This window comes from Priestia sp. KCTC 13724 (assembly GCF_056820425.1).
Genome location: NZ_JBXDLD010000111.1, coordinates 1 through 11590, shown reverse-complemented (window position 1 = coordinate 11590; position 11590 = coordinate 1). Strand labels below are relative to the sequence as shown.

The window sequence follows — 11590 nt, the reverse complement described above, 5'->3', positions numbered from 1 at the left end:
CACGGTGAAGATTCAAAAGCTGAGATACTTCTTTTCCTGTATAGCGTTCCATGATGAGCCGAATCGTCACGACGCGTTGTCTCATTTTCACGTTTTGAATGGTTTTTTCGTATTGACGTAAGTCAGCAGGTGTCCATCCATGGTCATTTGGAATACGTAGAACTTTCATCATCCATCTACTCCCTTATGATTATCTTAGGAACAGTATGGACGCATTTTTTTAAAAATAAGCACGTCGGAAATTAAAATCAAACTTATATAGATTATGAAAGAGAGTAGAAATTTGTCGAAATAGCTTTGTCTTTTGATAGGAAGAAAGAGTTTAGAAAGGAGGATGTGGCATGGCTCCACATCGGCAACTACCGATTGAACAAGACCAACACGAAGAAATAAAGCAGTTACGTGCCATTTTTAATGCAGTTTCAGATGCAATTATTGTATTTGACGAGAATTTTTGCGTTCAGCATGTTAATGAAGCAGCCAGTCAGTTATTTGACAAACATTATGATGAACTGATTGCATATCAATTAAAAGACTTTCTTATGTTGTTTCCGTATGATGTCATCAATGATTATTATCCAAAGCTAGTAGAAAATCAGAAGTTTACTTATAAAGGTACAATGAGCTTGCAAAATGGCATCGTAAAATATGTAGAGTTTACGTGCGAACAACGAAGCGAAGCCTCTGGCAGTAAGATTTGTACTTTCCGTGACATTACAGCACAAAAAATGGTGGAGAACGAACGCTTTTTGAGTCAGCATATGTTTATGGACGTATTCAACGAAGCGGTTGATGGGATTGTCATTTTTGATCGAGCAGGGCAGCTGATTGATGTCAATCCATCGTTTTGTGACCGGTTGAATTTTCCAAAAGAATACTTATTAACAAAAACGTTAACAGAATTAGTTGAGCCTGCTTATCACTATAAGCTAAAAAAATTATGGCGCCTTCTTCAGCAGCAAGGAAAAGCGAGCGGAGAACTTCCGATTAAGCTTAAAAATGGAGACATAACTTTTTTTGAATTCACGACAACCGCAAATATTTATAGTCGTTACTATATGTCAATTATGCGTGACGTAACGGAAAAAAGAAGAATGGAGCAGAAATTGTTGCGAAGTGAGAAAAATTTTCGAGCCATTTTTGAAGATGCAATTGAAGCTATTTTAATTTGGCGTCATGACGGGGTAATTGTAAATGCTAACGCAGCTTCTTCCAGGACATTTGAACTACCCTTAGAAGAACTAATCGGCACAAATCTTCAAACGTTTATTAATAAAAAAGATCGTCACGTATGGAAGCTTTATTATCAATTTATTGAGCAGGAAGAGATTCGGGAAGAGCTTACCTTTTATATGCCAAACGGAGAAGAAAAAGAGCTTGAGTTTACAGGGAAAAAAGGCATTATTGAAGGCTATCATTTAACCATTTTTCGCAATATCAGCGAGCGAACCAAAATGGAGCAAGAACTTCGGAATAATGAACAAAAGTTTCGTAAAATCTTTGATGGTTCCATAGATGGCTTAATCTTATGGGACGGAGAGCAGCAAATCATTGATGTTAATGAGCCTGCTTGTGAAATTTTAGAACAAATGAAGGAAGACATTTGTTCCCAAACGATGGAAATGTTTTTATCATCCTCTAACTTTGATTTAGTCATTGAGCATAAGGCTACGATTGAGAGCAAAGGTGAAGGAGAAGGAGACATTCAGTATAAAACAGCTAGCGGTAAAGTGAAGCAAATTGAGTTTTCGACGAAAAAAGGTATTTTACCAGGCCTATACATGACAATTATTCGCGATGTAACGGAGAAAAAGCAAATGGAGGAGCAAATTCGGAAATCGGATACGCTTCAAGTAGTAGGGCAGCTTGCAGCTGGCATTGCGCATGAAATAAGAAATCCAATGACCGCATTAAAAGGTTTTATTCAGCTACTTGAAGATAGCATGAAAGAAGGTCATTCGCTTTATTTTGATATTATTACGTCTGAACTGCAGCGAATTGAATCAATTATTACAGAGTTTTTAGTATTAGCTAAGCCACAAGCAACTAAATTTGAAGAGAAATCACTAGCCGTCATCGTACAAGAGACGATTGATTTATTGAATGCTCAAGCTTTACTTGAAAATGTTCAATTTGAAACAGACTTCGATCCATCATTGTCAAAGGTTTATTGTGAGCCTCATCAGCTAAAACAAGTGTTTATTAATGTAATTAAAAATGCAATTGAAGCGATGAAGGGTGGAGGGGTAATCTCCATAGAGGTCAAGCATCTTAACAATCGCTATATGAGAGTATCCATTCATGATGAAGGAGAAGGCATGCCCCGAGAGCGAATTCGTAAGCTAGGAGAACCGTTTTATACCACAAAAGAAAAAGGAACTGGACTTGGACTGATGGTGTCTTATAAGATAGTAGAAGAACATAAGGGATATATTGAAGTAGAAAGTGAGTTAGGGGTCGGAACAACATTTCATGTGACGTTACCCGTTTCCCAAGTACAATAGAGAGGAGAAAACGATGAATTACTATGGAAGCATTCCGCTGTTTGACAATGAACATGTGTATGTTACATGTTCTGATAAAGGGATTTCCGGTTTATTCTTTTCTTTTGATGAGTTGATGTTACAAACAAAGGGAACGGCCACTTTGCTCGAAAATCATGAATATATTAAAGAAGCGACAAAGCAGCTACATGAGTATGTAGTTCAAACGCGGCAAAACTTTGATCTTCCGTTAGAAATAACAGGAACGGCTTTTCAGCAAAAGGTGTGGAAAGAACTTAAAACCATACCATATGGAGAAGTCATTTCCTATAAACAGTTAGCAAGTATGATTGGACAGCCAAAAGCTGTTCGTGCCGTAGGACAAGCAAATCGTAGAAACCGTCTACCTATCTTTTTACCTTGTCATCGTGTTGTTGGCGCATCAAAAGATTTAACTGGCTATGCAGGAGCACAGGTTCATTTAAAAGAGCGGCTTTTAACGTTAGAAGGAATACAAGTAGCAAACGGAAAGGTTGTATTAGCGTAGCGCTGCTAGGCTTCATCATCGTTCTCTAGCTTCCATCCTTCCCCTTGTACAAATACACCATCTACAGACGTGAACGTTTCGTCTGAATGATCTTGCTGAATGGTTTGATTTGTAACATCTAAAAGCTGAAATTGCTCCTTTCGTGCCCGCTGCTTTCGCTTTTTACAGGTTGAGTCGGGATGTTCTTGTTTGGTCATAGCTACCCCTCCTATACAGATTTCGCTTAACATGATAAAACTAACTATAATATATGTAGGTAGATGATAAATTACTGTTACATTTATGTTACAAAGCAAAAAAGAGAGAATCACATTGTAACCTGAGATTCTCTCTTTTTTTTAGTTTAGTACGAGTTTAATTGTATCGACAGAAGGTGAGTGAATAATGCCATGCTCTGTGATGATGGCTGTAATGAATTCACTTGGCGTAACGTCAAATGCCGGGTTATAAACAGAAATATTGTCTGGAGCAACTTGTACATCACCGATATGCGTAATTTCCTTTGCAGAGCGCTCTTCAATTGGAATTTCTGCTCCTGATGCGATCGATAAATCAAACGTTGATTTTGGAGCTGCTACATAAAACGGAATATTAAATGCTTTTGCTAAAAGTGCAAGCCCATATGTTCCAATTTTATTAGCAGTGTCACCGTTAGCTGCAATACGGTCAGCTCCGACAATAATGGCATTAATCCCTTTTGTTTTAATGGTATGTGCAGCCATACTATCTGTGATAAGTGTCACATCTACGCCTGATTTTTGAAGCTCCCATGCCGTTAAGCGTGACCCTTGGAGAACGGGGCGTGTTTCGCACGCAAATACTTTCAGCGGAATATCACGCTCTTTTGAAATATGAAAAGGCGCTAAAGCAGTTCCATAATATGCTGTGGCAATCGAGCCAGCATTACAAATTGTCATAACACGATCGTGTTTATTAAACAGCGATAATGCATAATCACCTATGCGGTAGCAGGTGGCTTCATCTTCCGCTTGAATTTGAATCGCTTCATGAATAACAAGTGTTTTAGCCTCATTTATGGAAATGGCGTTATTGATGCTGTTTACTACGCGTTCTAACGCCCAAAATAAGTTGACGGCTGTTGGGCGAGAACTCGCCAAAAATTCTTTGTCGGCCTGCAGCTTTTTTTTGAATTCTTCAATCGTCTGTACATCGTAGTTTTGAAGCGAAAGCGCTAAGCCAAACGCTGCGGTAATGCCGATTGCAGGTGCCCCTCGTACTTTTAGCGTAACGATAGCGTCCCATACGTCTTGTAAAGTATGTAGCTTAATATATTCAACTGTGTTTGGTAATAGCTGCTGGTCAAGCAGTGAAATAAACGTTTCCTTCCATTCAACTGAACGAGGGAGTGTAAGAGTGTGTGTCATGTTGGGCTCCTTTCATTCTTCAATCAAGTTCTTAAAATCATGTGCACTAATTTCTGTTTGATGAGTTAGCAAATAACGTCCTAAACGAAGAGCTGCTTTTTGAGCGTTTAAGCGCTCTTCATCAGGCAATGAATCAATATCTACTACGTGCGCCAATCCAATTGTACGTCGAATTAACTCGCACCCCGCGTAGCCAACAGCATCCGTCCACGTTTGTTGTAAGATATATTCGGAATAGTTTGGATTTTTAACGAACGGTTCCACTTTAGACTCAACCCAAAGTTTGTTCCATGTTGTTTGGAAAACATCCCACGTTTTGGTGATATGATCCAAAAGTACACTGCGTTTTTGAGCAGGACGAGACAAGGTGTTAAGCAGAAGATTGGCAACAAACTGTCCTAAGTCAAAGCCAAAGGGCCCATAAAACGCAAACTCAGGATCAATAACTTTTGTTTCGCGCTCACTAGCAAAAATACTACCCGTATGCAGGTCACCGTGTACAAGCGTTTGGCTACTTGTTAAAAACTTTTGTTTAAGCTTAGCTACTTCAAGCTTAGCTTCTTCATCTGTCCATAAGTTTTCTACATCGCTTCGAAGCGTTTCTTCAAATTCATTTGTATTGTAATCAAAAAACGGATCTGTAAACACTAAGTCTTCTGTAATATTGCATAAATCAGGGTTAATATATTGAGCAACCAGCTCTTTTTTCTCCTGTGGCTTAATCGCAAAGTCAGACGTCTCAAATGCAATATGAGCTAAAAATCTACCGATATGTTCTGAAAGAAGTGGGTATGTTTCTCCTTGGATTAATCCTGTACGAGAAATTGTTAGGTGAGACAGGTCTTCCATGACCGTAACAGCTAAGTTTTCATCATGATAATAAACGTCTGGAACGAGTTCGGGTGTTAAGCTGCCAAACTGTTTGAGCGCATTGCTTTCAATCGTTGCGCGCTTGAGTGATAAAGGCCAGCTTTCTCCTACAACTTTTGCATAAGGAAGAGCCTGCTTTACAATAATGGACTTGTTGGTTTGGTCGTTCACAATATGAAAAACAAGGTTTAAATTGCCATCACCAATTTCACGAGCTGTAAGAGCTTCACTTTCCGAAAATAACTTCAGCTGTTTCACAAGTCTAATCGCTGTAATTTCATTTAGTGGCTCATATGTATAAGTTGTTGTTGTCATCGTTATCTACCTCCATAAAAATAAGTATACCGGAGGCTTTTAAATCATATAAAAGCCTCTTTCGGTGAGTGAAAGAGGCTTGATTGTCATTCAAACCTCTTATCTGCCAGAAAGATTTCTCTTTCTGTTGGAATTAGCACCGTGCCTTCATAAAACAGCGAATTGTTTTATAGCGCTAAAAAGCTGCGCTCCATTTCACAATGGTATTACGGTCGGTTGCTGGGCGTCATAGGGCCAAATCCCTCAGCCAACTCTTGATAAGAGTAAAGATATTATTTAATTTTGATTTGTTTGACTTATTAGTAACTTCTGGAGAACATCGTATCATGTGAATTTTTGGATGTCAACAGCGAAATTTAATAAAATTCTGTGCGACGATCTGTAAAGACCGGAATTTGTTCTCGGATTGCCTTTACGGTTGATAAATCAACGTCTGCTGTTAGTATTTCTTCATTTTCACCTGCTTCTGCAATAATTTCTCCCCAAGGGTCAATGATTAACGAATGACCAGCAAATGTGTTAGCTGGATCGTCTCCAGAGCGGTTGCAGGCAACCACGTAGCATTGGTTTTCAATGGCTCTGCTTACCAGAAGTGCTTTCCAGTGAGCAAGTCTTGGCTTGGGCCACTGAGCAACCACAAAAAGGAGTTCTGCACCTGCGCTTGTATGAACGCGAATCCATTCTGGAAAGCGAATATCATAGCAAATAACGCCTGCGCATAATGAGTTTTCAAGCGTAAAGATGTTTTTGGTTTCACCTGGTTGTAGAAATAAGTGCTCATTCATCAGCTTAAATAAGTGTAGCTTGTTATATTGCGAGACCTCCTGGCCTTCACGATTAAAGACATACATTGTATTCGTAACGCCGCTTTTTGTTTTCTTAGCAACTGATCCAGCGATGATGTTCACGCTGTGTGTTTTGGCGAAAGCAGAGAAAAAGCTAGTCGCTTGCTTACCTTCTGAGTCCGCGATAGCGTCGAGGTTCTGTAAATCATAAGCCGTATCAAAAAGTTCTGGCAGTATAAGAATATCTGGAGATTCAAGCAGTGCTTCCTTCATTTTTTTTTCAGCATGCTCGTAATTTTTTTTAGGGTTTCCAAATGCAAGGTCAAGTTGTAAACACGCTACTTTTAAGCTCATTAAACTTCACCATCCTGATTTATTTTATAAAAATGACTTTACAAGTTGACTATTACAATATATTATTTGTGACTAGAATTTCAAGAATTTTTTGAGAAGGTGTTCACATGAAGCAGTTTGAACAATCAGAACTATTGAAGAGTTTACCGAAACAATTTTTTGCATCCCTTGTTAGCAAAGTTGCAAAAGTAATAAAAGAAGGGCATGATGTGATTAATTTAGGGCAAGGAAACCCAGATCAGCCAACGCCCCCTCATATTGTCAAGGCACTTCAAGACGCGAGTGAAAATCCAAACTACCACAAGTACTCACCGTTTCGCGGACAAGCTTTTTTGAAAAAAGCGGCAGCAGCGTTTTACGAAAGAGAATACGGTGTCCAGCTAAATCCCGAAAAAGAAGTCGCTATTTTGTTTGGAGGCAAAGCTGGGTTAGTAGAAATTCCTCAGTGTTTACTTAACCCTGGAGATACAGTTTTAGTGCCCGACCCAGGTTACCCAGACTATTGGTCAGGCGTGGAGCTAGCACGAGCGAAAATGGAAGCTATGCCCTTGAAAAAAGAGAATGATTTTTTACCAGTTTACGAGGAAATAAGCGAAGAAGTGAAGCAAAAAGCTAAGCTCATGTTTTTAAACTACCCAAATAATCCGACCGGTGCAGTAGCTACGGCATCATTTTTCGAAAAAACGGTTGAATTTGCTCGCCAGTACGATACGTGCATTGTACATGACTTTGCGTACGGCGCAATTGGGTTTGATGGTCAAAAGCCCATTAGTTTTCTGCAAACTCCAGGTGCCAAAGAAGTGGGCATTGAAATTTATACGCTATCCAAAACGTATAATATGGCGGGGTGGCGCATCGGTTTTGCTGTTGGAAACGAAAGCGTTATTGAAGCGATTAATCTTTTACAAGATCACTTATTTGTAAGTGTATTTAGCGGAATACAGCAAGCAGCCGCGGTTGCTTTACTAGAGTCACAGAACTGCGTAGATGAACTAGTCGAACGCTATGAATCTCGTCGCCAGGTTCTCATTCATGGACTGCGTGAAATCGGATGGGACGTTGAAGCCCCACCAGGGTCGTTTTTTGCGTGGTTGCCGGTTCCCAAAAGCTATACATCAGAAGAATTCTCTGATTTGTTACTTGAAAAAGCACACGTCGTTGTTGCTCCTGGAATTGGGTTTGGTGAATACGGAGAAGGCTATGTGCGCGTAGGTTTATTAACCGATGAAGATCGACTGAAAGAAGCGGTTGATCGAATTGCTAAATTAAATTTATTCAAAAAATACGTTGACAATTCTTTTTGAGTTGGCTTAATATGTAAGAAGTTGTTGATTCATAAACACATATTTTTGATGAATACGATTAGCGTGAAAATCGATTATACAATATAAATAGCAATTTTCTTATTAAGAGTAGGTGGAGGGACTAGCCCTGTGAAGCCCGGCAACCGACTTAACGTTTTGTTAAGCACGGTGCTAAATCTTGCAGCAGTAGCTGAGAGATAAGAAGAGAGCAAAAAAGCCTCTTCTTTCTCACAAGAAGAGGCTTTTTTATTTCGTAACGATGGGAAATTTACAGCAAGGGAGTTTGAAGCAAATGAGTGAAATCGTTGCAAGTTATTTATTACATGATGAAAAAGGAAACTTTGAAAAAAAAGCAGAAGGCATTGCTCTAGGCTTAACGGTAGGTTCTTGGACAAATCTACCTCAGCTTGAGCAGGAGCAACTTAGAAAGCACAAAGGGCGCGTAGTTGACATTACGCCACTTGAAGACTGCGATCGCGTCAACAATTATTTAGAGCAAACGACAAAGCAAGCGATTGTGAAAATTGGTTATCCGCTTTCTAATTATACAAATGATTTACCTGCTATTTTAGTTACTGTTTTCGGAAAACTATCATTAGACGGAAAAGTAAAATTATTAGATTTAGAGTTTTCACAAGAAGCATTAGCCGCTTTTCCTGGCCCACGCTTTGGAATTGAAGGGATTCGTGAGAAACTAAAAGTGTACGATCGTCCTCTAGTAATGAGTATTTTTAAAGGTGTAATTGGGCGTGATATGGATTATTTAACGGAGCAGCTTCGGGCACAAGCACTTGGAGGTGTCGATCTTGTAAAGGATGACGAAATCCTATTTGACAACGAACTGACACCGTTCGAAAAGCGTATTACAGAAGGGAAAAAAGTTCTTGATGAAGTATATAAAGAAATGGGTCATCGTACGCTATATGCCGTAAATTTAACGGGGCGTACATTTGATTTAAAAGAGAAAGCTAGAAAAGCAGCGGAGCTCGGAGCCGATGCTCTATTGTTTAACGTGTTTGCATATGGACTAGATGTGCTACAAGCTCTTCGTGAAGATGATGATATTAACTTACCAATCATGGCTCACCCAGCAGTAAGCGGTGCGTTAACACCATCTGAATTTCATGGATTCTCAAATTCTCTTTTACTAGGAAAATTACTTCGTCTTGTTGGAGCAGATTTTTCACTATTCCCATCACCGTACGGCAGCGTCGCGATGCCGCTTGAAGATACAGCTGGAATTACGTACGAGGTAACAAGACCGCTACATACCTATAAGCAAACGTTCCCGGTTCCATCAGCAGGTATCCACCCAGGCATGGTTCCGCAGCTTATTTCCGATTTCGGTGTGGATAGCATTATTAACGCAGGCGGAGGCGTACACGGTCACCCAGATGGAGCAGTCGGTGGAGGAAAAGCATTCCGTGCAGCAGTTGATGCTACGCTTGCTGGACAGCCTTTAGAAGATACAAATGACGAAGCGCTACAAAAAGCACTTGAGCTATGGGGAGCAGTGAAGGTGAAGGGGTGATGAACGTGAAGATTTTCTGTGACTTTGACGGTACGATTACAAACAGCGATAACATCATTGCTATTATGAAAAAGTTTGCTCCAAGTGAGTGGGAAGCTATCAAACATGATGTGTTGGCAGAGCGCGTATCGATTCAAGAAGGCGTTGGCAAAATGTTCTCTTTACTGCCAATCTCTTTAAAAGAAGAGATTGTATCATTTATTTTATCAACTTCGGAGATTCGAACAGGATTCGAGCAGTTTGTGCATTACACAAAAGAAAAGGATATTCCGCTATATATTGTTAGTGGAGGAATTGACTTTTTTGTTGAACCAATGTTAGACGGCAAAATAGATAAAAAGAACCTTTACTGCAACGGCTCAGATTTTTTAGGGCAAACGATTAAAATTACGTGGCCTCATACATGCGATAGCCACTGTGAAAATGGCTGTGGCTGCTGTAAGCCGTCAATTATACGAAATCTGGTAGATGACAAAGATTTTATCATCGTAATTGGAGATTCCATTACGGATTTGCAGGCAGCAAAAATGGCTGATTGCGTATTGGCACGTGATTTCTTGCTTCAGAAATGCAAAGAGTTACATTTACCGCATCGGCCGTTTGAAACATTCCATGATGTCATTGAACATATTAACGAATTATCGGAGGTGGAAGTATGAGTATTTTAGCACAGCAGCGTTTACAAGAGATTGCGGATGTAAAAGAAGAACTTGCACAGCGAGATTGGTTTTTTGGAACGAGTGGTAACTTATCGATTAAAGTAAGTGAAGAGCCAACAACCTTCTTCGTATCAGCTAGTGGAAAAGATAAGCGAAAGCGTACAAGTGAAGATTTCTTACTTGTAGATAGCCATGGGAAAGCAGCGGAAGAAACACACTTGAAACCTTCCGCTGAGACGCTTTTACATGTTAAGGTTTATAGTCATACAAACGCTGGGTGCAGCCTGCATGTACATACAATTGATAACAACGTCATTTCTGAACTATATGGTGACGAAGGAAAGGTAACGTTTAAGGGGCAAGAGATTATTAAAGCACTCGGTATTTGGGAAGAAGATGCAGAGGTTACCGTTCCGATTATTCCGAATTATGCGGACATTCCGACGTTAGCTGAAGTCTTTGCTGAATATGTAACGGCGGATCAAGGGGCTGTTTTAATTCGTAACCACGGTATTACCGTATGGGGGGGAAATGCATTTGAAGCGAAAAAAGCGCTAGAAGCATACGAGTTTTTATTTAGTTATCACGTGAAAATTCTTTCACTAAAGAAATATAATCAATCAACACTTACTTAAGGGGGAGTTACATATGGCAAACATTCGTTTACATGCAACAGATGTACGCATTGAAAATCAAGAAGAGGTAGCAAGCTTTTTAGCTAATAATGAAGTCATTTATGAAAATTGGGATATTACAAAGCTACCTGAAAATCTGCGTGAAAAATTTAATTTAACAGACGAAGAAAAAGAAGAAATCTTAGCTTCATTTGATACAGAGATTAGGGATATTTCTGAGCGACGAGGTTATCAAGCACAAGATGTGATTTCGTTATCAGATACAACGCCTAACTTAGAAGAGTTATTAAAAAACTTTCAGCGTGAGCATCACCATACGGACGACGAAGTTCGTTTTATCGTCAGTGGACATGGTATTTTCGTCATTCAAGGAAAAGATGGTTCATTCTTTGATGTCGAGTTAGAGCCAGGTGACTTAATTTCTGTTCCAGAAAATGTGCGTCATTATTTTACACTAATGGAAGATCGCAAAGTAGTAGCCGTTCGTATTTTTGTTACAACAGAAGGCTGGGTGCCAATCTACGAATAAATTGAGATTGTAGACAAGGAAAAATAGCAGGATGTATGCGTGGTTAACGCAAGAAAATGCCGCTTCTCTTCTTGATGAAGCGGCATTTTCTTAAGCAATAAAAGCTTTAAGTCGGCGCTTGCTCTTCATTGCGCTAGGAATAATTCTTACTATTTTTATGAGAATAGTAATAGATGGAGGAAGAAGATGAAAA

Annotated in this window: 11 protein-coding genes and 2 riboswitches; of the genes, 7 read left to right on the top strand and 4 right to left on the bottom strand. The window is 39.5% G+C overall.

Features of this window, described 5'->3' with window-relative positions; genetic code table 11:
• Positions 1 to 341: 341 nt before the first annotated feature.
• Together AC1UFB_RS15015 and AC1UFB_RS15010 are read left to right on the top strand one after the other, a co-directional pair.
• Entirely contained in the window at positions 342 to 2504 is a 2163-nt protein-coding gene (locus AC1UFB_RS15015) for a PAS domain S-box protein (protein ID WP_100347408.1), read from the top strand.
• A gap of 13 nt (positions 2505 to 2517) precedes the next feature.
• On the top strand, positions 2518 to 3030 hold the full coding sequence (locus tag AC1UFB_RS15010; RefSeq protein WP_025908390.1) for a methylated-DNA--[protein]-cysteine S-methyltransferase: 513 nt from the start codon (positions 2518 to 2520) through the stop codon (positions 3028 to 3030).
• A 5-nt stretch (positions 3031 to 3035) separates the two neighbouring features.
• Here the strand turns inward: AC1UFB_RS15010 and AC1UFB_RS15005 are convergent, their stop codons facing one another.
• From AC1UFB_RS15005 to AC1UFB_RS14990, 4 genes are all read right to left on the bottom strand, one after another.
• Positions 3036 to 3227, bottom strand: coding sequence for a hypothetical protein (locus tag AC1UFB_RS15005; RefSeq protein WP_035320185.1), 192 nt, complete (start codon positions 3225 to 3227; stop codon positions 3036 to 3038).
• A 141-nt stretch (positions 3228 to 3368) separates the two neighbouring features.
• The gene (gene mtnA, locus AC1UFB_RS15000; RefSeq protein WP_061785080.1) at positions 3369 to 4415 is read right to left on the bottom strand and encodes an S-methyl-5-thioribose-1-phosphate isomerase; all 1047 of its coding nucleotides are present in this window, start codon (positions 4413 to 4415) and stop codon (positions 3369 to 3371) included.
• A 12-nt stretch (positions 4416 to 4427) separates the two neighbouring features.
• Positions 4428 to 5600: an S-methyl-5-thioribose kinase gene (mtnK, locus tag AC1UFB_RS14995; RefSeq protein WP_482589441.1), complete on the bottom strand. Its 1173-nt coding sequence runs from the start codon at positions 5598 to 5600 to the stop codon at positions 4428 to 4430.
• A gap of 96 nt (positions 5601 to 5696) precedes the next feature.
• Positions 5697 to 5864: riboswitch (SAM riboswitch) on the bottom strand.
• A gap of 92 nt (positions 5865 to 5956) precedes the next feature.
• Complete coding sequence (locus tag AC1UFB_RS14990; RefSeq protein ID WP_061785079.1) at positions 5957 to 6739, bottom strand: carbon-nitrogen family hydrolase; 783 nt, start codon at positions 6737 to 6739, stop codon at positions 5957 to 5959.
• Positions 6740 to 6846: 107 nt separating this feature from the next.
• On the opposite strand from AC1UFB_RS14990, the gene AC1UFB_RS14985 reads away from it, so the two are divergent.
• The 5 genes from AC1UFB_RS14985 to AC1UFB_RS14965 all read left to right on the top strand — a co-directional run bounded on the left by AC1UFB_RS14985 (position 6847) and on the right by AC1UFB_RS14965 (position 11397).
• A complete protein-coding gene (locus AC1UFB_RS14985) occupies positions 6847 to 8043 on the top strand; it encodes a pyridoxal phosphate-dependent aminotransferase (protein ID WP_025908393.1) in 1197 nt (398 codons plus the stop codon).
• Positions 8044 to 8139: 96 nt separating this feature from the next.
• A riboswitch (SAM riboswitch) is annotated at positions 8140 to 8247 on the top strand.
• 88 nt (positions 8248 to 8335) lie between these two features.
• Positions 8336 to 9574, top strand: a complete 1239-nt coding sequence (mtnW, locus tag AC1UFB_RS14980) for a 2,3-diketo-5-methylthiopentyl-1-phosphate enolase (RefSeq protein WP_025908394.1) — start codon at positions 8336 to 8338, stop codon at positions 9572 to 9574.
• Complete coding sequence (locus tag AC1UFB_RS14975; RefSeq protein ID WP_482589440.1) at positions 9574 to 10233, top strand: 2-hydroxy-3-keto-5-methylthiopentenyl-1-phosphate phosphatase; 660 nt, start codon at positions 9574 to 9576, stop codon at positions 10231 to 10233. The genes mtnW and AC1UFB_RS14975 overlap by 1 nt, the downstream gene beginning before the upstream one ends.
• Positions 10230 to 10868 (top strand): methylthioribulose 1-phosphate dehydratase, encoded by a 639-nt coding sequence (locus AC1UFB_RS14970; protein ID WP_100347409.1) that lies wholly within the window; start codon positions 10230 to 10232, stop codon positions 10866 to 10868. The genes AC1UFB_RS14975 and AC1UFB_RS14970 overlap by 4 nt, the downstream gene beginning before the upstream one ends.
• 13 nt (positions 10869 to 10881) lie before the next feature.
• On the top strand, positions 10882 to 11397 hold the full coding sequence (locus tag AC1UFB_RS14965; protein WP_061785076.1) for a 1,2-dihydroxy-3-keto-5-methylthiopentene dioxygenase: 516 nt from the start codon (positions 10882 to 10884) through the stop codon (positions 11395 to 11397).
• Positions 11398 to 11590 lie beyond the last annotated feature (193 nt).

What these genes read in the sequence shown, in the direction of transcription:
- AC1UFB_RS14975 (WP_482589440.1), top strand. Translation starts at nt 9,574, where the DNA reads ATGAACGTGAAGATTTTCTGTGACTTTGACGGTACGATTACAAACAGC.
- AC1UFB_RS15010 (WP_025908390.1), top strand. Translation starts at nt 2,518, where the DNA reads ATGAATTACTATGGAAGCATTCCGCTGTTTGACAATGAACATGTGTAT.
- AC1UFB_RS15005 (WP_035320185.1), bottom strand. Translation starts at nt 3,227, where the DNA reads ATGACCAAACAAGAACATCCCGACTCAACCTGTAAAAAGCGAAAGCAG.
- AC1UFB_RS14965 (WP_061785076.1), top strand. Translation starts at nt 10,882, where the DNA reads ATGGCAAACATTCGTTTACATGCAACAGATGTACGCATTGAAAATCAA.
- AC1UFB_RS14990 (WP_061785079.1), bottom strand. Translation starts at nt 6,739, where the DNA reads ATGAGCTTAAAAGTAGCGTGTTTACAACTTGACCTTGCATTTGGAAAC.
- mtnA (WP_061785080.1), bottom strand. Translation starts at nt 4,415, where the DNA reads ATGACACACACTCTTACACTCCCTCGTTCAGTTGAATGGAAGGAAACG.
- AC1UFB_RS15015 (WP_100347408.1), top strand. Translation starts at nt 342, where the DNA reads ATGGCTCCACATCGGCAACTACCGATTGAACAAGACCAACACGAAGAA.
- mtnW (WP_025908394.1), top strand. Translation starts at nt 8,336, where the DNA reads ATGAGTGAAATCGTTGCAAGTTATTTATTACATGATGAAAAAGGAAAC.
- mtnK (WP_482589441.1), bottom strand. Translation starts at nt 5,600, where the DNA reads ATGACAACAACAACTTATACATATGAGCCACTAAATGAAATTACAGCG.
- AC1UFB_RS14985 (WP_025908393.1), top strand. Translation starts at nt 6,847, where the DNA reads ATGAAGCAGTTTGAACAATCAGAACTATTGAAGAGTTTACCGAAACAA.
- AC1UFB_RS14970 (WP_100347409.1), top strand. Translation starts at nt 10,230, where the DNA reads ATGAGTATTTTAGCACAGCAGCGTTTACAAGAGATTGCGGATGTAAAA.